The 25,932-nt window shown below is 51.8% G+C and carries 23 protein-coding genes and 1 pseudogene; 3 read left to right on the top strand and 21 right to left on the bottom strand.

Features of this window, described 5'->3' with window-relative positions:
* Nucleotides 1–11: 11 nt before the first annotated feature.
* The 19 genes and pseudogenes from argC to CLV36_RS03555 form a co-directional block, all read right to left on the bottom strand.
* Nucleotides 12–1,043 (bottom strand): N-acetyl-gamma-glutamyl-phosphate reductase, encoded by a 1,032-nt coding sequence (gene argC, locus CLV36_RS03470; RefSeq protein ID WP_106341773.1) that lies wholly within the window; start codon nucleotides 1,041–1,043, stop codon nucleotides 12–14.
* 177 nt (nucleotides 1,044–1,220) lie between these two features.
* Nucleotides 1,221–1,565 carry a c-type cytochrome gene (locus CLV36_RS03475; RefSeq protein WP_106341774.1) on the bottom strand — a complete coding sequence of 115 codons (345 nt, stop codon included), beginning with the start codon at nucleotides 1,563–1,565 and terminating at the stop codon, nucleotides 1,221–1,223.
* Between the two features lie 16 nt (nucleotides 1,566–1,581).
* A complete protein-coding gene (locus CLV36_RS03480) occupies nucleotides 1,582–2,340 on the bottom strand; it encodes a hypothetical protein (RefSeq protein WP_106341775.1) in 759 nt (252 codons plus the stop codon).
* A gap of 290 nt (nucleotides 2,341–2,630) precedes the next feature.
* Nucleotides 2,631–3,419: an enoyl-CoA hydratase-related protein gene (locus CLV36_RS03485; RefSeq protein ID WP_106341776.1), complete on the bottom strand. Its 789-nt coding sequence runs from the start codon at nucleotides 3,417–3,419 to the stop codon at nucleotides 2,631–2,633.
* A gap of 142 nt (nucleotides 3,420–3,561) precedes the next feature.
* A protein-coding gene (prfB, locus tag CLV36_RS03490) for a peptide chain release factor 2 (RefSeq protein WP_106341777.1) occupies nucleotides 3,562–4,675 on the bottom strand; the annotation gives its coding sequence in 2 pieces (ribosomal slippage) (nucleotides 3,562–4,602 and nucleotides 4,604–4,675; 1,113 coding nt in all).
* 107 nt (nucleotides 4,676–4,782) lie between these two features.
* Nucleotides 4,783–7,308 (bottom strand): preprotein translocase subunit SecA, encoded by a 2,526-nt coding sequence (gene secA / locus CLV36_RS03495; protein ID WP_106341778.1) that lies wholly within the window; start codon nucleotides 7,306–7,308, stop codon nucleotides 4,783–4,785.
* 162 nt (nucleotides 7,309–7,470) lie between these two features.
* A complete protein-coding gene (locus CLV36_RS03500; RefSeq protein ID WP_181352808.1) occupies nucleotides 7,471–8,694 on the bottom strand; it encodes a glycosyltransferase family 4 protein in 1,224 nt (407 codons plus the stop codon).
* A 455-nt stretch (nucleotides 8,695–9,149) separates the two neighbouring features.
* Nucleotides 9,150–10,220, bottom strand: a complete 1,071-nt coding sequence (gene wecB / locus CLV36_RS03505) for a non-hydrolyzing UDP-N-acetylglucosamine 2-epimerase (RefSeq protein ID WP_102993598.1) — start codon at nucleotides 10,218–10,220, stop codon at nucleotides 9,150–9,152.
* A gap of 266 nt (nucleotides 10,221–10,486) precedes the next feature.
* Nucleotides 10,487–11,044, bottom strand: coding sequence for a ribosome hibernation-promoting factor, HPF/YfiA family (gene hpf / locus CLV36_RS03510; RefSeq protein WP_102993599.1), 558 nt, complete (start codon nucleotides 11,042–11,044; stop codon nucleotides 10,487–10,489).
* Between the two features lie 237 nt (nucleotides 11,045–11,281).
* The gene (cspD, locus tag CLV36_RS03515) at nucleotides 11,282–11,479 is read right to left on the bottom strand and encodes a cold-shock protein CspD (protein WP_029071979.1); all 198 of its coding nucleotides are present in this window, start codon (nucleotides 11,477–11,479) and stop codon (nucleotides 11,282–11,284) included.
* 204 nt (nucleotides 11,480–11,683) lie between these two features.
* The gene (locus tag CLV36_RS03520) at nucleotides 11,684–12,406 is read right to left on the bottom strand and encodes an amino acid ABC transporter ATP-binding protein (RefSeq protein WP_102993600.1); all 723 of its coding nucleotides are present in this window, start codon (nucleotides 12,404–12,406) and stop codon (nucleotides 11,684–11,686) included.
* Between the two features lie 5 nt (nucleotides 12,407–12,411).
* Nucleotides 12,412–13,098, bottom strand: coding sequence for an amino acid ABC transporter permease (locus tag CLV36_RS03525; protein ID WP_106341779.1), 687 nt, complete (start codon nucleotides 13,096–13,098; stop codon nucleotides 12,412–12,414).
* A 243-nt stretch (nucleotides 13,099–13,341) separates the two neighbouring features.
* Nucleotides 13,342–14,115: a basic amino acid ABC transporter substrate-binding protein gene (locus CLV36_RS03530; protein ID WP_181352809.1), complete on the bottom strand. Its 774-nt coding sequence runs from the start codon at nucleotides 14,113–14,115 to the stop codon at nucleotides 13,342–13,344.
* A gap of 312 nt (nucleotides 14,116–14,427) precedes the next feature.
* Nucleotides 14,428–14,703 (bottom strand): HU family DNA-binding protein, encoded by a 276-nt coding sequence (locus CLV36_RS03535; RefSeq protein ID WP_022737438.1) that lies wholly within the window; start codon nucleotides 14,701–14,703, stop codon nucleotides 14,428–14,430.
* Between the two features lie 84 nt (nucleotides 14,704–14,787).
* Nucleotides 14,788–15,282, bottom strand: a complete 495-nt coding sequence (locus CLV36_RS03540) for a ComF family protein (protein WP_181352810.1) — start codon at nucleotides 15,280–15,282, stop codon at nucleotides 14,788–14,790.
* Nucleotides 15,283–15,366: 84 nt separating this feature from the next.
* Nucleotides 15,367–15,453: pseudogene (locus CLV36_RS18000) on the bottom strand (hypothetical protein); the annotation flags it as partial.
* A 59-nt stretch (nucleotides 15,454–15,512) separates the two neighbouring features.
* Nucleotides 15,513–17,210, bottom strand: a complete 1,698-nt coding sequence (locus tag CLV36_RS03545) for an ATP-dependent helicase ComFA (RefSeq protein WP_181352811.1) — start codon at nucleotides 17,208–17,210, stop codon at nucleotides 15,513–15,515.
* A 190-nt stretch (nucleotides 17,211–17,400) separates the two neighbouring features.
* A complete protein-coding gene (locus tag CLV36_RS03550) occupies nucleotides 17,401–17,832 on the bottom strand; it encodes a hypothetical protein (protein ID WP_102993605.1) in 432 nt (143 codons plus the stop codon).
* A gap of 70 nt (nucleotides 17,833–17,902) precedes the next feature.
* A complete protein-coding gene (locus CLV36_RS03555) occupies nucleotides 17,903–18,646 on the bottom strand; it encodes a response regulator transcription factor (protein WP_245888275.1) in 744 nt (247 codons plus the stop codon).
* A gap of 459 nt (nucleotides 18,647–19,105) precedes the next feature.
* Between CLV36_RS03555 and CLV36_RS03560 the strand changes: the two genes are divergently transcribed.
* On the top strand, nucleotides 19,106–19,987 hold the full coding sequence (locus CLV36_RS03560) for a metallophosphoesterase (protein WP_106341783.1): 882 nt from the start codon (nucleotides 19,106–19,108) through the stop codon (nucleotides 19,985–19,987).
* Nucleotides 19,988–20,041: 54 nt separating this feature from the next.
* Here the strand turns inward: CLV36_RS03560 and metK are convergent, their stop codons facing one another.
* Both metK and CLV36_RS03570 read right to left on the bottom strand, forming a co-directional pair.
* Nucleotides 20,042–21,247, bottom strand: coding sequence for a methionine adenosyltransferase (gene metK, locus CLV36_RS03565; protein WP_106341784.1), 1,206 nt, complete (start codon nucleotides 21,245–21,247; stop codon nucleotides 20,042–20,044).
* Nucleotides 21,248–21,559: 312 nt separating this feature from the next.
* On the bottom strand, nucleotides 21,560–23,287 hold the full coding sequence (locus CLV36_RS03570) for a S8 family peptidase (RefSeq protein WP_106341785.1): 1,728 nt from the start codon (nucleotides 23,285–23,287) through the stop codon (nucleotides 21,560–21,562).
* Between the two features lie 229 nt (nucleotides 23,288–23,516).
* Here CLV36_RS03570 and CLV36_RS03575 point away from each other — a divergent pair, with 229 nt between their 5' ends.
* Nucleotides 23,517–24,575: an LCP family protein gene (locus tag CLV36_RS03575; RefSeq protein ID WP_102993609.1), complete on the top strand. Its 1,059-nt coding sequence runs from the start codon at nucleotides 23,517–23,519 to the stop codon at nucleotides 24,573–24,575.
* 205 nt (nucleotides 24,576–24,780) lie between these two features.
* On the top strand, nucleotides 24,781–25,809 hold the full coding sequence (locus CLV36_RS03580) for an LCP family protein (protein ID WP_102993610.1): 1,029 nt from the start codon (nucleotides 24,781–24,783) through the stop codon (nucleotides 25,807–25,809).
* Nucleotides 25,810–25,932: the final 123 nt, after the last annotated feature.

Below are 25,932 nucleotides of genomic sequence, written 5' to 3' on the forward strand. Positions count from 1 at the left end.
CTCCCCCTTTTTTATGGAAACAGCGGCGACTGCATCAATCCGGCTGTGGCAGCCCAACCCATCCGCAGATTAGCGTTTTGAACCGCTTGCCCCGCTGCGCCTTTCATCAGATTGTCGATCACAGACAAGACCGTGATCCACCCCGTCCGTTCATCCACATGGACACCGATATCGCAAAAGTTGCTACCTTGTACCGCTTTGGTCGACGGCCAGCCAGACTCCACGATGCGAACAAATGGCGCGTCCTCATACACTTCCTCATACATGTGAAGCACCTCTGTTGTCGTATATTTATGCAACATCGGTGCATAGAGACTAACCAAGATCCCCCGGTTCATCGGCACCAAATGCGGAACAAACCGCACCCGCACTTCTGCACCCGCAAGCCGTTTAGCCGCTTGCTCAATCTCAGGGATATGCTGGTGTCCATCCACTTTGTATGGGCGTAGATTCTCATTCACTTCACTAAAAAGCAATGACTGATCCACCTTGCGCCCTGCGCCGGTCACACCCGACTTAGCATCGATCACCAAAGCCCGGTGGTCAATCATCCGATGCTGAAGCAGGGGAAGCAAGCCCAGCAGCGTCGCCGTCGGATAACAACCGGGATTGGCGATCAGATCAGCGGTACGAATCTCTTCTGCAAACCATTCCGGAAGTCCGTACACCGCTTCGGCAAGCCACTTGTCTGGCGCCGCTTTTCGGTTGTACCAATCCTCATAGCTCCGTCCGTCTTTCAGGCGGAAATCCCCCGACAGGTCAATAACCAACTTCCCTTGCGCCCGCAACTGAGGGGTTAATTCTCCGCTCACACCGGGCGGTGTCGCCAAAAACACCAGCTCAGCCTCCTGGCCGATCTGTGCGATATCAAGCTCCTGAAAAGTGTAGGCGAGATGTCGCAAATGTGGATAAGACTGGGACAATGCATCTCCCGCCTGTGAAGTGGAAATCAGCATCGCCAGTTCCAAATGCGGATGCCCTTCGATTAGCCGAATCAACTCCGCCCCGCCATACCCCGTCGAACCGATAACCGCTGTTTTCATCACTAGCCTCCCCATTACTTGTCACATGCCATTGGATCGTTTTGCATCATTATACATCTATATTTATTTTTATTCAATGCATTGCATAAAAAAAAAAGAGCGATGAATCACACAGGTTTGTGCGTCCACCGCTCTTCACTTCCCATGTTCTTTTTGGTCATCCCGATGGATGAAGCGTCACTTTTTCTCTGCCAGCCAAGCCGCCAATTTCTCTTGATCCTGGCTGGAGATATGTCCTTGCGAAGGCATGCTGCCCTTGCCTTTTTGCATGATTTCCACAATCTGCTCTTTCTTCAGTTTGCTACCGATTTTCTCCAGGCTCGGTCCAAACCCGCCTTGGAGATTGCCTCCGTGGCAGGATGCACAGTTGTTTGCATAGATTTTGTCCGCTGTCAAGTTGGCTTGCGCCTCTTTGGACTGGGTCGGCTCTTGTTTGGCGCTATTACCGCCGCAACCGGATACCACGAGGGCGATTGCGCTCACTCCCGCGAGAAGAATCATCCGCTGTTTGCTCGGCATCATGCGTGATCACCTCTGCCTATTTTTTAAACCAGTTGCGCCCGCCTTTCGCTTGCGAGCGGGACAAGGTGGACTTTTGCTCCTCTTTCTGTTCATCTTCCCCGACATACATCTGCGTGTCGATCAAGCTGGCTTTTGGGATCTGCGAGGTTTCCCGGTTCTCGTCCGACGCTTTCAACAAACTGCGCTTGTACAAACGCCGGCTCTTGGCTGCGTCGGTATTTTCTTCGGCAGCCGGCTCATTTTCAACGACCGGCATCTCGCGCGATGTTTTCCGGGTCTTTTTGCGAACGGCAAGCGTTTTGTCCCCTTCGCCATCCAGCGCCGTCTCCGCTTCCTGCGCCTGGGTTTTATCCAGATCGTCGGCTTGTTTCTTGCCGCGCGATTTGAAGAGGTTGGAACGCGTGCGGCTAGAACGCTTAGACTCAGAAACAGTCTCTTTTTCACCCTGCGAATCGTTAACGTCTTTGTTTAACTCTCCACCCTGTATATCATCACGATAAATAATTTCTTGATCCTCATATGGTAACGTCTTCTGCCCTTCTTTGGGTCTTTCTCGGTGAATTCGCTGTTTCTTACGGCGTTCCCGCTCCATGGTTGTCCGGCGTACTTTTTCCACACTGATTTTTATGTTATCGCTCGACATGCTTCCATCCGGAAACATCTTTTCGAGCTCCTCCACTTCTTGCTTTCTTTTCTTCCCGACGATGACGCTCACGATGATGATCACTGCCACCACCAAGACGACGGCGCCCCCGCCAATCATGATCATATCCATCACTCAACCTCCTTTGTCCCCATGAAGACTCCCATTAGGGCGTGCCTGATTCATTCTAACCTGCTACCTCGCCGATGTCGGCTTCAATTGCTAGGCCCGCCTCAGTCTAGGGCATGTCTGATGAATAGGCCAGCGGCTCCAAAACCATTTTCTCTTTCGCTTCACTTGAGCATCGGCGCTCCTCGAGAAAAGGTTTTTCCGCCGCTTCTTCCCCACCAACTTGATTTGCCAGACACGCCCTAATGAATACAACGTAAAAGACCGGCGATGTAAGCCGGCCGCGGCGAAGCTTATTTTCCTGTAAAACGGGGCTCCCGCTTGTTAAGGAACGCGTCCATCCCCTCTTTGCGGTCGTCTGTGTCAAACGTCAACCCAAAATAAGAAGCTTCTAATCTGAGTCCGGACGGAAGATCGATGTCGACCCCATGATGAATGGCTTTTTTGATGTATTTGAGAGCAATGGGCGCTTTCTTCGCCAATGTTTCAGCCAAACGCTTCGCTTCCTCTAGTAGCGCCTCTGGCGGCACCACTTTTTGCACCAGTCCGCAACGGGCCGCTTCATCTGCAGTCAGCATGATCCCTGTCATACAGAGGTATTTCGCCATCTGCCTGCCGACCAAACGGCTGAGCCGTTGCGTTCCCCCATAACCGGGAATGACGCCCAGATTGATCTCCGGCTGGCCGAATTTAGCCTTTTCGCTGGCCAAGAGAATGTCCCCGCACATCGCCAACTCCATGCCACCGCCAAGGGCAAACCCGTTGATCGCCATGATGACTGGCTTATCCAGCTCTTCCAACCGGGCAAATACCCTTTGTCCGAGGAGCGCCGTCCGCTCCGCTTCCTCACTGCTTTCGATCTGGTTCAATTCGGTGATGTCGGCACCCGCCACAAACGCCTTGTCTCCCGCACCGGTGATGATCAACACGCGCACCGCGTCATTGCGCTCCACCCAATCGATTGCGGCATCCAACTCCGTCAACACTTCTCGGCTCAACGCATTCAACACTTTAGGGCGGGACAGGGTCAGCTGAGCCCATCCTTCCCCTTGATCACACACAATATGCTTCCAGTTGGTCACGTTGGTTCCCCTCCATCTCAAACGGTGATGTCCTAACCTTATACCGTTGGGAGCTGATTGACACGGCCGCCCATGGCATGATACCGCGCCGTTTGTCTCACATCTTGACAACCCATTCTAGGCGTGCGCCGATTTTTCCTTCTTACCCCTTTTTGTTCATCATCTGACGCAGGTATGCTTCGATGAACGCATTGATCTCTCCGTCCATCACTGCCTGCACATTGCCGACTTCCGTTTGCGTGCGGTGGTCTTTGACCAAGCTGTAAGGGTGGAAGACGTATGAGCGGATCTGGTTCCCCCAGCCAATCTCCGTCTGTTCTCCTTTCAGTGCTTGCATCTCTTTCTGTTGCTCTTCCAACTTGCGCTCATAGAGACGAGCCTTCAGGATTTTCATCGCTTTTTCCCGGTTCTTGATCTGGGAGCGCTCTGATTGGCACGTCACGACGACCCCGGTGGGAATGTGCGTGATGCGGACCGCCGAATCGGTGGTGTTCACGTGCTGTCCACCCGCGCCACTGGAGCGATAAGTGTCTATTTTCAACTCGTCGGGACGCACCTCAATCTCCACATCATTATCAATTTCAGGCATCACATTGCAAGACACGAAGGAGGTGTGTCTGCGGCCCGAAGCGTCAAATGGCGAGATGCGCACAAGCCGGTGCACCCCTTTTTCCGCCTTGAGGTAACCATAGGCGTTAACCCCTTTGATCAGAAGCGTCACGCTTTTGACACCCGCTTCCTCCCCAGGCAGGTAGTCCAACGTTTCCACTTTGTAACCGCTCCGCTCAGCCCAACGGGTGTACATGCGCAAAAGCATTTCCGCCCAGTCTTGCGATTCGGTCCCCCCTGCGCCGGGATGGAGTTCCAGAATGGCCGAGTTGCGGTCGTACGGCTCGCTCAGCATCAGCGCCAGCTCAAACGCATCAATCTCTTTGGACAAGGAGCGCACCGCTTTGGCCAACTCCTCCTGCAAGCCGGCGTCTTCGCCTTCCTCGTTCATCAGTTCGAGCATCAGCTGGCACTCTTCCTGACTCTCTTCCAACCCCGTCATCACTTCAATCTGATCTTTGAGATGCTTCATCTCATTGATCACTTTTTGCGCCTCTTCTTGATTGTCCCAGAAAGTAGGCGAAGCCATTTGCTCCTCTAGTTCACTCAAGCGCGCCTTTTTTTGATCGAGGTCAAAGAGACCCCCTGATGTCCGCCAAACGCTTGGCTGTAGTCGCTAGCTGTTGTTTGATTTCACTCATTTCCATTTTACACGTCACCTCGACTGACTGTTTATGCCTATTATATCGCCAAACCTCTCACTTTAAAAAGGCAGGGAGGGACTCCCTACCTTTCGTTGCCCGACAGTCACGACTTATCCATTTTTCAAGCAACAGTTTTTGTACTTTTTGCCGCTTCCGCAAGGGCATGGGTCATTGCGTCCCACTTTATCCGCCCGGCGAATCGGCTCCTTCTTCGGCGCATCCGCTTCCTGCTCGGAGCTACCGGAAACGGCGGTCGGATTGACAGCGACTTCTTCGCGCTCCAACTCTTCTTCTTCCGCGATGACCGATTTCATCACATACTTGACAATCTCTTCTTGGATTTCCTGAATCATCGCCTCAAACATGGCGAAGCCTTCAAACTGGTAAGCGCGAAGCGGATTGTCTTGCCCGTACGCGCGCAAGTGGATCCCTTGGCGCAATTGTTCCATCGCGTCGATGTGATCCATCCACTTCCGGTCGACAGCGCGCAGAATCACCACTTTGGAAAACTCCTGCAAGCGCTCGTTCCCCAGTTCCTCTTGGCGTTCTTGGTAGTATTTCTTCACTTCTTCAAAAATGTCGTCCACCATCTTCGACGGATCTTTGCCTTCCAAATCTTCTTCTGTCAGGCGACCTTCGGGCAGTAGGTTATTGTTGGCATACTCCACAATCGCCTCGAGATCCCATTCCTCTTCCAAGTCCTCGGAGGTGTGGACTTGCACGATGTTCTCAATCGCCGCTTTGACCATGTTGAGCACGACATCCTTGAGGTCGTCACTTTCCAACACTTCGCGGCGTTGCTTATAAATTACTTCCCGCTGTTGATTCAAGACATCGTCATACTGCAACACCCAACGACGGGCGTCAAAGTTGTTGGCCTCCACCTTGCGTTGCGCATTGGCCACCGCACGGGAGAACATTTTGCCTTCGATGGGCTGGTCTTCAGGCAACCCCAACCGCTCCAGCATGCTTTCGAGGTTTTCCCCACCGAAGCGGCGCATCAGATCATCCGACAAGGAGAGGTAAAACTGGGAGGAACCTGGATCGCCTTGGCGTCCCGAACGTCCACGCAACTGGTTGTCGATCCGCCGGCTCTCATGCCGCTCGGTTCCGATGATGTGCAAACCACCCAGTTCGGCTACACCTTCTCCCAGCACGATGTCCGTTCCGCGGCCAGCCATGTTGGTGGCGATGGTCACCGCCCCACGCTGTCCGGCTTGCGCCACAATCTCCGCTTCTCGGGCGTGGTTTTTCGCATTTAACACCTCATGCGGGATGCCGCGTCTCTTCAGCAACCGGGACAGGCGCTCCGATTTTTCGATCGAGACAGTACCTACCAGCACAGGTTGCCCTTTGGCGTGGCGTTGAGCAATCTCTTCCACCACCGCGTTAAACTTGGCCTCTTCCGTTTTGTATAGCACATCCGACAAGTCTTCGCGCAATTGCGGGCGGTTGGTCGGTATCTGATAAACATCCATGTTGTAAATTTTGCGGAACTCTTCTTCTTCCGTCTTTGCCGTACCGGTCATCCCAGACAGCTTTTTGTACAGGCGGAAGTAATTTTGCAGGGTGACGGTGGCCAGCGTCATGCTTTCACGCTGCACTTGTAACCCTTCTTTGGCTTCAATCGCCTGGTGCAACCCATCGCTGTAGCGGCGGCCATACATCAAACGACCTGTAAATTCATCCACGATCACGACGCCGTCTTCATTCACTACATAATCTTCGTCGCGCTTCATTATGGCATGCGCTTTCAATGCCTGTTGAATGTGATGGTTCAACGTAACGTGCTTCATGTCGTACAAGTTGTCGACACCGAGGAAGTTCTCCACTTTTTTCACGCCGTCTTCCGTCAGCGATACCTGTTTGGTCTTGATGTCGATCGTGTAATCATCGCCTTCTTTCAAGCGACGCACGATGTTGTCGGCGGTGTAGTACAAGTCGGTCGCCTTGTTGGCTTGCCCACTGATAATGAGCGGCGTCCGCGCTTCGTCGATCAAGATGCTATCCACCTCGTCGATGATCGCGAAGTTCAGCTCGCGCTGGGTCAATTGTTCCTTGTACAACACCATGTTGTCCCGCAGATAGTCGAAGCCAAACTCATTGTTCGTACCGAAGGTGATATCCGCTTGATAAGCGGCCCGCTTTTCCTCTGGCGACATCATCGGCAGATTTAGGCCCACAGTTAACCCCAGGAATTCAAACACCTGGCCCATCCACTCTTTGTCCCGCTTGGCAAGATAATCGTTGACGGTAACGATATGGACACCCTTGCCTTCCAACGCGTTCAAATACGCGGGCAAGGTGGACACGAGGGTTTTCCCTTCCCCCGTTTTCATCTCAGCGATGTCCCCTTGGTGAAGCACCATCCCCCCCACGAGCTGCACGCGGAAATGGCGCATGTTCAACACGCGTTTCGCCGCTTCACGCACCACGGCAAACGCCTCTGGCAGAAGGTCGTCCAGCGTCTCCCCTTTTTCCAGTCGGGCCCGGAACTCATCCGTTTTTCCTCTTAATTCCGCATCGCTCAATGCTTGAAACTCTGCTTCCAGCGAGTCGATGTGATCCGCGATGCTGAAAAATTTCTTCAATTGCCGTTCGTGTGGATCGAATAATTTCTTAAGGGTACCTAACACCTTATCATCTCCTACTTAGAGTTGGTTTTTTTATGATGTAACGCATTTTCGGCACCGACATTGTCAAAAGGCTACTCATTTCAGTTTATCAAATTTATGCACCTTTTTCACTTGCGCCGTGATAAAAAAGGAGGCGGACCGCTACCGGGGCCCGCTTCACCCCTATTTGCGATTTACCAACTCTCTCAGGATATTGTAGAAACGATGGGCCAATTTTTTGCGGTCCCCTTCGCGGTCAATGTACTCCCGTCCACGCCGCTTAATCTCTTCCCGCTCTTGGTCGCTGAATGAGCGCACGCGTTCAATCGCCTCAGCCAGCCCTTGTGGATTCTCTGCCCCAGCAAAAACCCCGACTTGGTTTTTCTCCACGATCTCACGCACTTCCCCGTCAACAGTGGAGATGATCGGCAAGCCGATAAATGTGTAATCAAATAGTTTGTTGGGTCGGGCCCCACGGAACACCTCATTGTCAGCCAAGGAAATGATCCCGCAATCGGCCGCATAGGTGTAGTCGAAAATCTCCGACTTGGGCACCGGATCGAGCAGGTGGATGTTATCTAACCCTTCTTCTTGCTTAATCTGTTGCAATTTTTCCTTCTCAGGCCCGTCCCCGATCAAGACAATCGCTGTATCCGGCTTCAAGTGGCGCCCTGCTTTCACCACATACTCCAATGCGTTGGCCGGGCCGTGCGCCCCGGTGTAAATAGCCACAAATTGATCCTCGGTCACGCCCATCTTACGCCGAAAAGCGGTCCGCTTCTCCGGATTTGGCTGCCAAGAGCTAACTACAATCCCGTTGGGGATCAAGTCGATTTTGTTCGGGTCGATTCCCTTGTCGGCGATAAACGTGCGTTGATGCTCCGTCAAGACGATGATCTTGTCCGCGTTCCGATACAGGAACGACTCCATCCAAGTGAGCAACTTGACCACATGTTTGTTGTTCAATCCACCCATCTTGATCAGGGAGTCTGGCCACAAGTCGCGCACTTCCAGCACAAACGGGCAACCTTTTAGCTTAGCTAGCATCCAGCCCGCAAAAGCCGTGAACAAATGGGGCGAAGAAGCGATCAACACATCCGGTTTTTTCTTCAACAAACCAGCTAAAAAGAAGACAACCGCAAAGCTTCCCATGTTGATGATGCGGCGAAAATCGTTCTGCTTGTGGGGAAAAGACCAAAGCCAATTCAACTTCAGCCCTTTCACCTTCTCGATTCCCTCTTTTTCAGCCTCTGTGATAAATGTGCGGCGCGGATGAACAAATTTGGACAAAAACAGGGTTACTTCTGCCTCTTCCTCCTGCGCCCATTCGCGCGCCAGTTCATAATGACGCGTAATTCCCGCAATATTCGGGGGAACGGCATAATGATTGGCTAACCAGATACGCAACTTCTTCACGTCTCCTTATATCCATTCCGATTTATGATCACTGTCATGTTTTCGTACAACCGATTTTCTCCATTATAGCTGAATCTATCTCAGGCCTCTCATCGAGGCGGTTGCTACAGCCAAAACGTTTCCCGGCCTTTCTATCTGGGACCTGCACGCTTGGCTCGAAAACATAAAAACTGTGTATATTGTAATATTATTGTCACTTTGTTACAGCATCGTAATAGAAACTAGTGACACTGTAACATAAATGGTCTCGGTTTGGGTATCCCTTTTGAAAAATAGTCAAGTTTGACATTGGCGTGACAGGTGCGCGGAGCGAGATTTCGCCGCGCCACTCATAAGCGTCTTCCCCACTTCATGACATGATTTCCCGCTTGGGATCGCTCATACCTCAAGCGATCCAACAAAAAACCGGCCCCTTCCCTCTTGCGGAAAGAGCCGGTTCACCTCGCTTATTTGCCCAAGTCTTTTTGCAGTTGATCCATGATCTTCTCAGCCGCGCGCCCATCGCCAAACACTTCGTGCACTTGGGAGAAATCGACTTCAAATCCGTTGACTGCTTCCAAGATGCGGGTTTGATCTGCACCCACCAAGACATTGGTGCCCAGTTCGACCGTCTCGGTCCATTCTGTTTCGTCGCGCATAGTGATGCAAGGCACTTTGGCGAAGAACGCTTCTTTTTGCACCCCGCCGGAATCGGTCAAGATTTTCTTGGCGTTCACTTCCAATTGCAGCATATCCAGATAGCCGATTGGCTCAATCAGCTTCACGTTTGGATTGGTGATTTCCAAGCCGAGCGGCGCCAGCTTGCCTTTGGTACGAGGATGGAGCGGCAATACCGCCGGCACCGGCAATTCGTTGATGGCACCGATGATTTGGCTGAGTCGGGCCGGATCATCAGTGTTTTCTGCACGATGCAAGGTGATCAGCACATAGCTACCGGCTTCCAGACCTAAGTCGGACAGGATCGTCGATTTTTCATCGGCCAGGCGGCTGTTGTAACGGACCGCATCCAGCATCACATCGCCAGTCAAGTGAACGCCTTTGGTGATGCCTTCCGTGCGCAGGTGGTTCACCGCCGTCTGCGTGGGGCAGAACAGCCATTCAGACACATGGTCCGTCAACACGCGGTTAATCTCTTCCGGCATCCGCCGATTGAAACTGCGCAAGCCAGCTTCCACATGGGCGACGGGAATATGCAGTTTGCTGGCTGCAAGCGCGCCTGCCAAGGTGGAGTTGGTGTCGCCATATACCAACACGCAATCCGGCTTCTCTTTTACGATGACTTCTTCCACTTTGGCCAGCATCTCCCCCGTTTGGGCCCCATGTGATTTGGAGCCGACGTGGAGATGGTATTCCGGCACAGGAATGTGCAACTCTTCAAAGAAAACGTCTGACATCGATTTATCATAATGTTGCCCGGTATGTACCAGCACCTCTTGCGCGCGTTCGCGAATGACGCGCGATACGGGAGCCGCCTTGATGAATTGCGGTCTCGCCCCCACAACAGTCAACACTTTCATGTAATTGAAACCTCCTGCATCTCACCAGTCGGAATAGAGAGAATCTTTGTCTGTCCTTTGCTATCATAACACAGGTCGGGTACTTTTCCACAATCGCCACGACATCTTATCAAACAAAAAAACAGTGAGGAGCCATCCAAAACGATCGGGTCGTTGCCTTCAAGCTGGGGAAGACGGGGGCGCTGCCAGCATTTGCAGTTGATGCCACTTCCTAGGTTCAAGCGCGCAAAGTAAAAGCCCCCGCCTTCATAGCGGGGGCTTTCTTATCACTCAGGTTCGATCAACCCGTATTTCCCATCTTTCCTTTTGTAAATCACATTCACTTGGTTGGATGCGGCGTTGGTGAACACGAAGAAGTTGTGTCCAAGCATGTCCATTTGAAGCATTGCTTCTTCCGCATCCATCGGCTTGAACTCGAAACGCTTTGTTCGCACGAGATCAAGCTCTTCCTCATCTTGCACCGCCACGGGAGCCGCTTCCATCTCCCGCGCATGCTCTTTGTAACCACTGCGGAAGCTAACATCCTGGCGTGCTTTGCGGTTAATCCGCGTTTTATACTTACGGATCTGCCGCTCAAGCTTTTCAACCACTAAGTCGACGGATGCGTACATGTCCTCGCTGGATTCTTCAGCACGGACAATCACCCCAGGGAAGGGAATCGTCACTTCCACCCGATGCTGATCTTTGATCACAGCCAAAACGGCGTGGGCTTCAGTCTCGCCGACATCCTCAAAATACCTTTCGAGGCGGCTCAGCTTCCGCTCCACAAATTCATGCAACGCATCTGTTACTTCAAGGTTATGACCACGGATGACATATCTCATAGAGAAATCCTCCTTCCGCTTTGTACTACTTCTATTCCCCGATTTTGATGAAATCCCTCCTCTTTTTTTACAAAAATACAAAAGAAAATTAAGGAAATATTAAATAAACACACACAGAATTGTAATATTATTCAAAAAGGGTAACTTGCGTTAGGCCTGACTTTCTTTTTTTTGGAAATTAAAAAGCCCCCCAGAGCAAGCTCTAGGGAGCGGGACATTCGTTGTTTCCAAAGCGAATTACTTTTTCACAACGTTTGCAGCCTGTGGTCCACGGGAACCCTCTACGATTTCAAATTCAACTTCTTGACCTTCTTCCAGCGACTTGAAGCCTTCCATTTGAATAGCGGTGTAGTGTACGAATACGTCTTCGCCACCCTCACGCTCGATGAAGCCATAGCCTTTTTCCGCGTTAAACCACTTGACTTTGCCTTGCATAAAACACAATCCCTTCTCAAATCGTAGTCATCGCATAAAGAACGCACTCTTATGCCACTTAACTATACCATTTGTCTAAAAATACTGTCAAGGTAGTACTTTAAGCCTACAAACGGGCTCCCTCTTTGCTCAAACGAGCGCCGATAGTCAGATAAAGCGAATGGAAAATGGCATGGGAACGTAGGCCCTTAGTCAGCGTAGTCATCACAACACTTTACTCAAAAACGCCTTCAAGCGTTCGTGTTTAGGCCGGGAGAAGATCTCAGACGGCGAACCTTCCTCAACAATCCGACCATCATCCATAAAGATGACCCGGTCGCTCACTTCACGGGCGAATCCCATCTCATGGGTGACGACGACCATGGTCATCCCTTCCTCGGCCAATTGTTTCATCACGTCCAACACTTCTTTAACCATCTCCGGGTCCAGAGCGGAGGTGGGCTCGTCAAACAGCATCAACTTGGGCTCCATTGCCAAAGCCCTGGCGATGGCAACCCGCTGCTTCTGCCCGCCCGATAACTCGCCGGGAAAAGCTTCGGCCTTGGACCGCAATCCCACTTTATCCAACAGCGCCAACGCTTTGGCCTCAGCCTGCTCTTTTGGCCATTTTCGCACATGAATCGGCGCCAACGTGATGTTGTCCAACACGTTTTTATGCGGAAACAATTCAAACTGCTGAAACACCATTCCCACTTCCGTGCGAACGCGGTTAATGTCCGTCTTGGGGTCCGTCAGGTCAAACCCGCCGACCACGACGCGGCCCGAACTCACTCGCTCCAACAGATTAAGGCAACGCAGAAAAGTGCTTTTGCCGGAACCGCTGGGCCCAATCACACAAACCACTTCTGATTCTCCGATTCGTACATGGATGTCTTTGAGCACATGATGATCGCCAAACCGCTTATTGAGATTTTCCACCTGGATCATTTGTCTCACCCTTTCCGTCCGTTTGGATCTAACCGTCTTTCCATATAGCCCACCAGACGGGATAACACCAGGGTCAGTACCAAGTACACCAAAGCCGCGGTAATGTAAGGGGGCCATCTTACAAACGTGTTCTTGGCCGTGGCGAACGCCGCATATGTGATGTCGTTGACGGCGATGACCGTGACCAGGGAGCTATCTTTGAGCAAGGCGATAAACTCATTGCCTAACGGCGGCAACATGCGCTTAAAAGCTTGGGGGAGAACAACCAGCTTCATCGCTTGCCGATAAGTCATCCCAAGCGAGCGCGCCGCTTCCATCTGTCCTTTGTCAATCGATTGAATACCACCCCGGAAGATTTCGGCGATGTACGCCCCAGCATTTAGCGACAGTGCGATAAAACTGGAAGTCGCGGCATCAGGCGCAGGGAGGCCGAGCACATCTTGGAACAACGCCGGCAATACGGCAAAATGAACAGCCAAAATTTGGAGCAAAAGCGGTGTCCCCCTGAAGAGATCCACATAGGCGACCGCCGGCAGACGCAACCACGCTTTGTCCGATAATCTCATCAATCCCAATATAAGTCCGATGAACAAACCCGCTACGACCGCCACCACGGTTAGTTGAATGGTCATCCAGAGACCACGGATGAACAACTCCTGGTATTCTACGATGACAGACCAATTCCACTCCATAGTTATCCACAACCCCCTTCACTTGAACTCTCCTTTTTTCAGTTATTAACAGACTTATCCACATTATCCACAACGTCCATAGGCGGCTTTCCACACAATTTATAAACAAGTTATCCACAGAAGCAAGGGTTGCGCATAGGAGCGACTGAAGTGACCGTCGCACGGGTGCGCGAACGAGGATTTGTCCCCGTTCTCACTCCGCTCAATGCTTGTCCCCCGTGTGTAAATGTGGTTTTACGCCGTTTACTTGTGATCACCAAAATATTTTTGATAGATTTTGTCATACTCGCCGTTCTCTTTTACTTTTTTCAAGCCTTCATTCAGCTTGTTCAGCATATCCTTGTTGCCCTTCTTCACGGCCATCCCGTATTGTTCAACCGGCAAGGAATTGTCCTCCACAATGTTGAATTTGCCTTCGCCCAATTTTTTGTTGAACTCCACCACCACAGCACTATCGACTACCACAGCGTCCAAGCGACCGATCTGCAAATCATTGATGGCCGAAGGCGTTTCGTCGTAAGCCTTAATCCCTTCATACGTCTTGCCAAACACTCCTTGGACAACTGCTTCTCCCGTAGTGGCTGCCTGCACCCCGATCTTCTTCCCTTTCAATTCTTTCAGCGTCTTGATATTTGAATTTTTCGGCACCAGGATATATTGCTTGGCGTCAAAATAAGGCGCTGTAAAATCAACGGTTTGTTTGCGGTCATCAGTAATCGTAATCGCCGCCACGCCGACATCCACTTTGTCCCGGCTGAGTCCTTCAAAAATAGCGTCAAATCCCATATGAGTGATTTGCACTTCCATCCCCACGGCTTTGCCAATGGCGCGAATCAATTCGGCATCAAACCCGCTGATTTCCCCATTTCCCTCTTGAAATTCAAACGGAGGAAACTCGGCATTGGTACCAACCTGAATCACATTGTCTGCTTTCGTCTGCGACTGCCCCCCGCAACCGGTTAGCAAACCGGACAGAATCACTGCCAACGCCGCGAACAGAATCCCTTTTTTTCTCATCGCCATCTCTCCTTTTTTAATAATGAATATCTAATCATTGCAAAATATCGTGCTCCAATAAGTCGTTTGAATGGATTTATTATACATTTGAATGATTATTTATGCAATAACAAGACTTTTCCATTCATGTTCATCACTTCACAATAAACCTTTTCGTATGCCCATTTTCCTCTTTCTGTATATCTCCGATTCAATTCACCCTATCTTATAAGTATGCAAAACACCCATTTACCTCAATCGCTTTGGCGCCTTCTCCCTACAAACAACAAACACCCCGGCCAAGTGTACCCTTGGCCAGGGTGTTTGCTTCAATTACTGGTTTACCAGTTCTTTCAATTGTTTGCCTGGTTTAAAGGCTGGGACTTTGCTAGCTTCAATCGTAATTTCTTCTCCCGTTTGGGGATTGCGGCCTGTCCGCGCTGCCCGTTCACGCACTTCAAAATTGCCGAAGCCGATCAGGGTCACCTTCTCTCCTCCGCTCAGCGCTTCAGAGATCGTTTGAAAAACGCTGTCAATGATCAGGCCCGCTTCCTTCTTTGTTTTTCCCGTGCTTTCCGCTACACGTTCAATCAATTCCGTTTTGTTCATGTTCAACTCTCCTTCAATTTAGGTACTGTCTATGAAAATGCCTATCATAAGGTGTTGACGAGTTTGATCGTTTCTATACCTCTTTTATCTAGCAAACGTCACGGAACAGACTTTTTTCACGCCAGCCTGCCGCAACGGTTTCGCACACTCTCGTACGGTCGCCCCCGTCGTGTACACATCATCGACAATGAGAACAACCTGATTGGCCACATGCCTCTTCCACGCTCCGTCCGCGAGGATCACACTTCCTCCCAGCGCTGACAGCCGTTCTTCGCGCGTCCGCTTGCTCTGGTAAGCTGTATCCTTGTTTCGCACAAGCAAAGGGCACACGGGCAACCTCAATCTACGTCCCACTTCATCCGCCAGCTTCTCCGCTTGATTAAATCCCCGCTGGATCAATCGCTCTTCATGAAGAGGCACAAACGTGACGAGTGAAATATTTTCCCTGGCGTAATGCACCCGCGCCACTTCGGCCATCCACCGTCCCATCGGCGTCGCCAAGCCCTCTTTGCCGCGATATTTGAAGAGCCGCACCCACGCCGCCACTTGTTCGGTGTAGGTAACGGGGCTTCGATTCATCACCCTTTCCTCTTCAGCGATCCGAACGCAATCGAAACAAACGCCCGCCGATGGCACTTTATCAAACCCGCGGCCGCACACTTGGCAGATTGGCTCCTTGATTGGCTGCAACGATTCCAGGCAAACTGGACAAAGGCGCTTTTCCGGAGGCGCGAATAAACGAGCCTGCATCGGAGTGCCGCAAAACCAACAAGCGGATGAAGGCGGAAACAGAAACGACCACCACTCCTTCAATGTGAATACGCCTCTTTTTGGAGAAATCCTTCTTTTGCCGCACAATGATTTAGCCGCTTGATCTCTTTTAGCGCCTTGATCTGAGCCTCGGTTCGTTCCTCCGCCACAAACCACACCTCGCCCTCTTGATAGTCAGCCCGCCTCCCCACCCGGCCCGCAATTTGCACCAAACCAGCTCGGTCAAACACAGGGTGGTCGGCACCTAACACAAGCACATGCACGCGCGGCACAGTAACCCCGCGTTCCAAAATGGTCGTGGTGACCAGCCATTTGCGGCTGCCATCCCTAAACCGTGCCACCTCTTCTTCCCGGTCGGGCTGCGCGGCGTAAACGCCGGCGATCTCTTCCTGCGGCCAGCCCTGGCCGATCAACCACGTCACTACGACCTTTACATCCTGCACGCGTGGCACGAACAACATCGCTTGCCCAGATCGCGCCTCCACCTGCTTCAAAAATTGTTCCACAACAGGGATTGGCCGGTTCCGCCTCAGCTTGCGCCACAATCCCCACACCACCGCCAACCGGGGTTCGGGGTGGGGAAAGCCATGGTGGCGCGCCGGCAAAACGACACTTGGCAACCGCCCTTGTTTCGCTAAACTTTGCCAACCGGCTGGCGGCGTCGCCGTCAACAGCACTTGTTTGCCCGATGGGGCCAAGGCTCGGTGAAGCCCCTGTTCTAGCGCACGGTGGCCGTACAACGGAAACGCATCGACTTCATCGACGACCATCCATTCAAACGCCTGTGCAAACCGCCACATCTGATGCGCCGTGGCGACAACCACTTCCCCGGTGAGCCAAGTATCAGCCGAACCGCCATGCAACGCCAAGACGCGAACCGAATTGAACGCTTGCCTGATACGCGGCGCCAGCTCAAGCACTACGTCTTTTCTCGGGGTCACCCATGCCACTTTCTTCCCTGCCCGCAAAGCTTCTTCCAACAACGGGAACATCATCTCCGTCTTGCCTGCTCCCGTCACCGCCCAGACAAGAACCTGCCGCGCCGAACCGCACAAGTGCCCCCTCAGCTCTGTCACCGCCCGCCGTTGAGCTATAGTCAGTGAATGTCGGCTCGCACCGACCTGCACTTCAGTAAATGACGAAACGGCGCCCAAAGCCCGTCCCTGCACCTTCGTAAACAGGAAAAAAGGCGCGCAGGTTCGAGAGCGGCCCATGATCAGGCACGTTTCGCAGACGACGCAATGTTCTTGGCAACTAGCGCAAGTTCGCACCACCAGTGTGCTCCCACCTGCTCCACACCGTTCGCATCGCCAATGCCAAGCTGGCCGGGCGCTGTCGACTCCCGGCCGCATATCGCATTCCCCCTTCAATATCAGCCATTGCAACACGCGCCGCAATCTTTCCGATGCGTCTGTTTGCCCATGTTTGAGCAACAACGCTTCGATCTCTTCCAACAGTAGCGCCCTGCCTGTCAAAAACGGTATCCACTTCTGTCCGGTCTGTTTCACTTCATCCCAATCCCCGTCAGTAAGCGCTGGTAGTGGTGCCAGCCCCGTTTCCATATGGCGCGGCAGGCTTCGTTTGCGGATGAAGGCGGCGGCCAGCCCAATCGAACGGGTTGCACCTAGCCAAGTGATCTGCCGGCCCTGCTCCCGCCAATGCCGCTCATCTACTTCAGGCGCTAGGCTCATTCGCCACTCCTCGTCGCCTGCCACCTGATAGAGGGCAATCTTCATCAGAACCTCCTTTGATCGGCATGATTTACCATTATTTTGCAAAAAACGGGCCATTTCCTTTTTTGCGCATTAAAAAAACAGGCCGTATCGGCCTGTGCGCAGGTCATCCATATGACCCGAAAAATGAATCAACTCTCCCGTCTCTTGCCCTTTATACCGACCATCGCTCTGGCAAAGCTGCCGTCATGCTTCACGCCAAATGCCGTTCCGATTCATTGTCACCATTGGCTTCCATTTTGCGCAAATCGAGCACCACCAGCTTTTCCTTGCCCTGTTCCTGTGCCTGCAACCACTTTGAAATGGCCTCATCTGTCTGGTGCTCCTCGTCTATGTGCAAAACTTCCAGATGGGGAAAGCGATGTATCAACCGTTCGAGGATCGCCTTGGTGTCATCTGTGGAGCCCGTGTCGATGCAAGTGATCTTGCCCGGTTTGCCTTTGGCATCCTTCCAACCATGATATGACCGGATCATCCATTCAACCGCTTGCTGGCTGTTTTCCGTGATGAGCACAAGATGGACAGCCTTGTTATGATAAGTGTTTCCATAAAAGTTGGGAATCGTTTTGACCAAAAAAATGACAGCGAAACAAAGGGCTGCACTCCATAGAACCCAATGTTCCATCACATCGCCCCTCCTCTTCTGATCATTCTATGCGAGAAAGGCAGGGTTTGTGTGCATACCTACGACTAGGCTAAATCAGTTGTACCCATCCATACTTCAACGCAAGCAACACAGCTTGTGTGCGATCCTGGACGTTTAATTTGTAAAGGATGTTGCTGACATGGTTTTTTACTGTTTTTTCACTGATATACAAATGTTCACTGATCGCTCGATTATTTTTTCCCTGTGACATCAACCTCAAAACTTCCATTTCCCTATATGTCAACACTTCTTGCCATGAGAGTGGAGGAAGCGAAGCGTAGTGATAATACATCGCTCCCTCCATCCGGCTAAGACGACGTAGCTCATTCACTAACCGTCCCATCATGATCGGATGGATGTAAACGCCTCCATGAGCGATAACGCGAATCGCTTCAATCAAGGAAGCCATCTTTAGATCCTTCAATAGATATCCTGACGCCCCAGAGCGAATCGTTTCTAGCGCATACGGGTCAGCGCGTTCAGACAAAATAAGGACTTTTGTGTGAGGAGCCATTTGACTCAGACGGTACGTCGTTTCCACCCCGTCAACGCGGGGCAAATGCAAATCCAACACCACGAGATGGGGTGCCGTGGTTCCGCAGATCAAGGGGACATCGTAGCCATCCATGCATTCCCCAACCAACACCATGTCTTTCTCATTTTCCACCGCTTGCTTCAATGCTTGGCGGTACTCCGCATCCGCGTCGGCAATGAATACGCGGATCGGCAATGACAGTTCTGTCTCGGGGCGATTCCCGTTGCCATGTCCAGTCTGTGGCTTCCTCTCTTGCAAAGGGCTCACTCCCTTCTCATAATATTCGCTCTTATTTAAATTTTATCACGAAAAGATGAAACTAGAAACTGCAAAGAAACCCTGATCAACCACAAACAAAGGAAATTGCAGATATAACAGCTTCCCCTTGCTTTCAAAATTCGACCTTTCTGCCAGCCCCCTGTTGTTTTTACAAAAAAACAGCTGGACGCTGGCAACTGTGGCCTGCATTCGGCGTCAAAGCTACCACGGGTGTCATCACGGGCTTTTCACCGATTGCATTTTTCAGCGCCATGTCATACTTTTAGCCTAGATGTAATTATTCTGAAAAGGTGAGCAATCGTCAACCCTTATTGACAAAATCACCCGTCAAGACCTTTCCCTCATTTATTTATCTTCATGCACCCTCCGCCAAAAAAGCAAAATTTTCCAACCGAACTCAAAGCTTGAAATCACTTATGCAGACAGGAGTGAATCCCCATGACCTCTCATCATGTACATACTGTTTCTGCTGAACCGCGCATTCACCGACGGAGATTCCTCAAGTTGTCCCTTGCCCTTGGCGCTCTCTGCCTCGGCGCGCCGCTTTATGCTGGCATCATTGAAGTGAGCTGGCTGGAAACAACCCACCTTACTCTTCGCTCGCCGCGCCTGCCCACCTCATTTGACGGTATGCAGATTGCGCACATCAGCGACCTGCATTTTGGTCACCACTTCGACCTCTCCCAGTTGGACGCCATCATCGGGCGTGTAGAGGCACTTAAGCCAGATCTGCTCTGTTTCACAGGCGATCTGATCGACGATCGGCTGTCAAACACAGAAGCCAAGAGCATCGCCCGCCGACTTCAACAATGCAACCCGCCGCTCGGCAAGTTTGCCGTACTGGGAAACCATGATTACTTTGGGGACGTGGCGTTGGTCAAACAAGCCCTTACCGATGGTGGCTTTCATGTGTTGATCAATCAAGTCTACCCACTGGTCAAAGGCTCGGACACCCTCTACCTTTCCGGATTGGATGACCATATGGAAGGACAACCCGACTTGGAAGCAGTGCTGGCCCAGTTGCCGGATGACCCCCATGCCTTCCACCTCCTCCTGGCCCATGAGCCTGACTCAGCAGCAACCCATCGCACAGCTCCCATCGATTTGCAATTGTCCGGGCACAGCCATGGCGGACAAATCCGTTTGCCTTTTTTGGGCGCGCCGATCACTCCCCATGGGGGCCGACGTTATCCGGCAGGTCTCTACCGGCTTAATGAGCGATTTGCCTTGTACACCAACCGCGGAATCGGTACCACCATCCTCCCCTTGCGGTTCTTGTGCCGGCCGGAGATCACCCTGCTTGAATTAAAAAGGGGATAACAAAGCAAACGAAAAAGCCCAATGTCATTTTGACATTGGGCTTTTCGATTCGCCTTACAGCACAGCTGCGGCGTCTGCTTTCAACGCTTCCGCTTTATCCGTTTTCTCCCATGGCAGTTCCACATCGGTGCGGCCAAAATGACCATAAGCAGCCGTTTGGCGATAAATCGGACGGCGCAAATCCAGTTGGCGAATAATTCCGGCTGGACGCAGATCAAAGTGCTTTTTCACCAGTTCCACCAATACCTCTTCACTCAGTTTGCCTGTGCCAAAGGTTTCAACGCGGATGGAAACAGGGCGGGCAACGCCGATCGCGTAAGCCAATTGTACTTCGCACTTATCAGCCAAACCGGCAGCCACGATGTTTTTGGCGACGTAACGCGCTGCATACGCGCCGGAACGGTCCACTTTGGTCGGGTCTTTTCCAGAGAAAGCCCCACCGCCGTGGCGAGCGTATCCACCATATGTGTCAACGATGATCTTGCGGCCTGTCAAGCCAGCATCCCCTTGCGGCCCACCGATAACAAACCGACCGGTGGGGTTGATGAAGAATTTGGTGGCTTCATCCATCATTTCCGCTGGCACGATTGGATTGATCACATGGGTTTGGATATCTTGTTTGATTTGATCCAAGCTGATTTCTTCCGCATGTTGTGTTGATACCACAACCGTGTCAATGCGCACTGGCTTGTCGTCTTCATACTCCACCGACACTTGGGTTTTTCCGTCCGGGCGCAGGTACGGCAGGGTACCGTTCACACGGACTTCATGCAGGCGGCGAGCCAATTTATGTGCCAAAGAGATCGGCAACGGCATCAGTTCGTCCGTTTCATTGCAGGCGAAACCAAACATAAGACCTTGGTCGCCGGCGCCAATCGCTTCGATCTCGTCTTCAGTCATGGACCCTTCGCGTTTTTCCAGCGCTTGGTCCACCCCTTGCGCAATGTCAGGGGATTGCTCGTCAATCGAAGTCAGCACCGCGCAAGTATCAGCGTCAAATCCGAATTTGGCACGGGTGTAACCGATATCGCGGATCGTTTGACGAACCAGCTTTGGAATGTCCACATAGCAAGATGTGGAGATTTCACCCGCTACCAGCACCAATCCGGTGGTCACGGATGTTTCGCATGCCACGCGGGCATTTGGGTCTTTTTCTAGAATCGCATCCAGAATGGAGTCGGAGATTTGGTCACAGATTTTATCCGGATGACCTACGGTTACCGACTCGGAAGTGAATATGCTGCGTTTTTTTTCTGCCATTGGTTTTCCCCCTTCGCGCAATCAGTCGCAAATAAAAAACCCTTTCCATCGAGGAAAGGTGCTATGTTCTCCTTTTAATAACATCCTCGAGACTTTGTGGAGCAAGTCTTCTGCCTTCATCTTCATCTGGTTATAAGGAGACGAGTTCTACATCATCAATAGAATAACCTAAAGGCCCCGCAATTACAACTAAGATCTATGGGAAAACAACACATTTATGTGCATCTCGTCGCCCCGTCCAGCGCAAGGTGCACACAGACCCTGGCCATGGCTCCGGGCAAGCGGCATCACGTCCTGCGGTTAAGCGACCTATCAACCTTTTTTATTTTGTGGCGTGTACCGCATCACCACATGGTAGGGACGATCCGGTACATTGCCGTCGTAATCGCTAATGCAGATCCGATATCTTCCCGGACGCACCCTAACCCGAATTTCTTCATGCTCCCCTTCGTCCCCCTGGTCTTCTTGCACATCCATACGCCCCGCAAAAGGATGTTGCAATACGGGGTCAAACCGCGGAGTCAACGGCCGCACTTCGAGCGTGAGTCGACCTGGCTCGGCGATCCGCAATTCCAACCAATCCCGGTCGTTATGCCGATCCATGGTACCCTCAATGATCTGAATTCCCGGCCTGACAGAAATTACCGCTGCTTGGTCGGCATCATCGTTGGGCTCCATCGCATCGGGACCAAGGCGAGCTTGGCTGATCAAGCGATAATGCGCCTCCCTTTCATCCAGTCCTTCCACTCCGATCTGTACATGGCCCGCCCCCACCGGGAACCGCACGTCTCCTTGCCGGGAGATTCGCCTGCGGCTGAGCGTGCGCCCCCGCTCATCGTACGCTTCTAGCAACAACTCGGAAGCCGGCCCTAGCACAGACACTTGCAGTTCCAACCATCCTTTTTCATGGATTGGTTGCTCAAATATATCCGGATCGCCGCGCCGGCTCACTCCGTACACTTCTAAGCCACTAGCGATGGGCTTAGCTTCCTCCTTGCGGTCATTCGGCTCATAGGGATCCGGATGCAATGTCCCGCGAATCGCTTGAGCGGCATCTACCTGCCCGTAGCCCATCTGCTCATCCCAACGCCAAGCGGAAGAAGGAGTACGGCGGGCGGTCTGCATCAAGTGTCGCCTCACATCTGCCGGTGTGTATTCGGGATGCAATTGCCATACCAAGGCTGCGACGGCAGCCACTTGCGGAGCGGCAAACGAAGTTCCATTCTGCATGAGCGGATTTTCTTCGGGTGTCAAGCGAATATTTTCCCCCGGCGCGACCAAGTCAATTCCCGGCCCCCAATTGGACGTGGGATCGTGCCGGCCGTCCTGGGTGGCAGCCCCTACCGCCAACACGGTGGGATAAGCCGCCGGAAAGTACAACGGGTGATCAAATGCCAGGCGCCCCTGTTCATCATACTTGGCGTTGCCCACCGCCGCTACGATCAACACACCTTGCTGCTCCGCCTCAGCGACAGCCTCAGCCAACGCTGGGTGGTGACGCCAACTCCCTTGAGCCAACACGATAATCCGGGCCTTACGTGAGATCGCCTCTCGGATGCCGGCAATGGTGCGGCTCATTTGGCCATCACTGCCATCTTCCATCACTTTGACCGGCATGATCCGGCCTTTTCCCATGGGCGTTCGCCATTGTCCCGCCCCCCACACGGAAGCGATTACTCCTGCCACTTTCGTTCCATGACCCATCCGGTCGTGAGGTGGTTCATCCGGGAAACGAAGATTGACTCCAGGTACCAAATAGGATCGCAACAGGGGATGCTGCAAGTCGACTCCTGTGTCCACGACCGCTACTACCAACGGGTCCGTCCCCAACGAACCACTTCGCCGCATGAACGCTTGCCATGCCTCCGGCGCTTTGATCTGATCCAGAAACGAAAGCCGAAACGCATCGGGTTCTTGCGCCGGCAACGGCTCTCGCTGACCTGCCTGCTCCCGCGCCCGTTCTGATCCGCCAGATGAAACAGAGCCCATGACAAATACAATCGCAAAGATCGATCCCGCAAGCATTCGGACAAATATCATCGCTCTCACCAAAAAGTCCTATTATTTTCAAAAACAGCACCACAAATTGGGTGGAATATGTCGAATAAATCCGATAGAATAATTAATTGTAAACAGCTTTCATTATTGTTTTTCAGTTTGAATTTAATTGTTTGTAGTCTAGTAACATTCTAAATAGAAAGAAAAATATCCTTTTATTAAGAAAGACAGGAGAGGTCACTAAAACCAAACGGCAAGTGGGGATTCAAAGATGCAAAGAGTAAACGACAGCCGCATTGACCGTGTCAAACAAAAACGGCGCAAAAAATGGACATTCCGTATCATTTCCATCGTCACTGTCCTCGTGTTGGGATTCGGGCTGTACTTTGGTTCGCAAATTTGGGGCGTTTTCGCCAACAGTGGCAAAGAACTCAAAAAGTCCGACCTGCGCGATAAAGAAGTCGAAATCAAAAATGAACCGTTCACTGTGCTTTTGCTCGGAACCGACCAGCGGACAACGCGCCCCAATGATTGGCGGGCTGATGTCATGATCTTGGCCGCCATCAATCCCAAAACTAAAACGGCCAAAGTGGTAAGCGTTCCGCGCGACACCTATATCACCATCCCCAACTCCGGTGGTGTAAAAACGAAAATCAACGCGGCTGCTTACTATGGTCGCCAATCTGGTGTGGGCGATGTGGAAAACGTCCGCAAAACCCTAGAAGAATTGCTTCATGTGCCGATCGACTACTACGCACGCATCAATTTCCAAGGGTTTGAAGACATTGTGGATGCATTGGGCGGCATCCAAGTGACTCCCAAGTTCAAATTCACCCAAGCGATGATCGGTGGAGGCTACGCCAAGTTCTACCCAGGAAACACTTACACCCTCAATGGAAAAAAAGCACTGGCTTACGTGCGGGAACGGCATGAGGATCCCCGGGGCGATCTGGGGCGCAATGAACGGCAACGGGAAGTCGTCTCCCAACTGATCGACAAACTGGCCAGTTTCGACGGGGTAACAAAGTTTAGCGAAGTGTCGAAAGCGGTTGGCAAAAACTTCGAATACAGCTTCGATATCACCGATTTCCCAGCTCTGGTGAAGATTTACCAAGGGATTCCGAAACAGAACATCGAAACCATACAAATAAAAGTATTTGACGATAAAGTCCCTGGTTCCGGCGCAGTGTTGCGCATTCCTGAAGAAGAGAAACAACGGATCAGACAACTATTGCAAAAGCAATTGGAGTACAAGCCCAAAGAAGGGCAATTGAATAATGGGAACAGTGACGTTGACGGCACGGCAGACAGCGGGAGCGATGGCAACTAGGGAGGCCATCACTCCCTTTTCTTTTTCCATCCATATGCGGACAGCAACACAAATAGACGAAGCACGTTTACAAACCGCAAAACAAAGGGAATGATAACGATACGAAGGGATTTTAGTCCCGGCAGATTAGGCACAATATTCCGCCTTCTTTTATCTTATCCGAGACCCCCAGCTTCAGCAAATACCGCAAAGAGAGGTATGCGCCATGAACAAAGTGGATCAGCGCCGCGCCCAGCGCAAACGGCGCAAAAAATGGTTCAAATATTTGGCCGTAGCAGTCACCCTGTTGGTGTTTGGCTTCGGCATTTACTACGGATCACTGCTGTGGGGCGCCTTGGCCGACAGCAGCAACCGCTTGGATACCTCAGCCTTGCGGGACCAAGAAGTAAAAATCAAAGAAGACCCGTTCACCGTCTTATTGATCGGTACCGACCAACGCACCAACCGGCCCAATGATTTTAGGACCGATGTGCTGATGCTGGCCGCGATTAATCCGAAGACACAATCCGTCCTGTTGGTCAGCATTCCCCGGGACGTCTATATGACCATCCCCAACTCCGGTGGTGTGAAAACACGCATCAACGCCGCCCCCTTCTACGGTCGGCAATCGGGGGTGGGCGTGGTGGAAAACACGCGGGAAGCCGTGCAAAATCTGCTTCACATTCCCGTCGATTATTATGCGATGATCAACTTTCAAGGGTTTGAAGACATTGTCGACTCCTTAGGCGGAATCGATGTCAACGTGAAGCAATCCTTCTCGCAAGCGATGATCGGCGGAGGCAAAGCGGTCTTCCAGCCGGGGATGATGCACCTCAACGGCAAACAGGCCCTCGCCTACGTACGCAATCGCAAAGACGTCGCCGGTGGGGACTTCGCCCGCAATGAACGCCAGCAAGAAGTCATCGGCCTGTTGCTGGACAAATTGGTCAGCTTCGACGGCATCAGCCAATTTTCAGAGATCACATCCACTCTTGGAAAAAATTTTCAACATGGGTTCCGGATGGACGATATCCCTGCCTTGATCAAAGTGTATCGTGAGATACCCAAACAAAACATCCATAGCATCCACATCAAAGTGGTCGACATCAAAGTCGGCAGCGCAGATATGCTTGACATCCCACAGCCTGAAAAAGAGCGGATTCGCAAAATGCTACAGCAACAATTGGAATATCAACCGAAAGCGGAATGGCTCGACCAAACCGATGACAATCCCTCACCTGATGCAACAAATTAATCACAAGAATGTCAAATTTCTTCAACGCTCTGTCCATTGCGCCTGTAAAGAATTTCACTATAATCAAGTTATAATCTTTCCCCGTATCTAAATTCTCTGTATGCATTTTTATATATAAAATCT

The sequence above is a fragment of the Laceyella sediminis genome, assembly GCF_003003125.1.
GTDB lineage: Bacteria > Bacillota > Bacilli > Thermoactinomycetales > Thermoactinomycetaceae > Laceyella > Laceyella tengchongensis.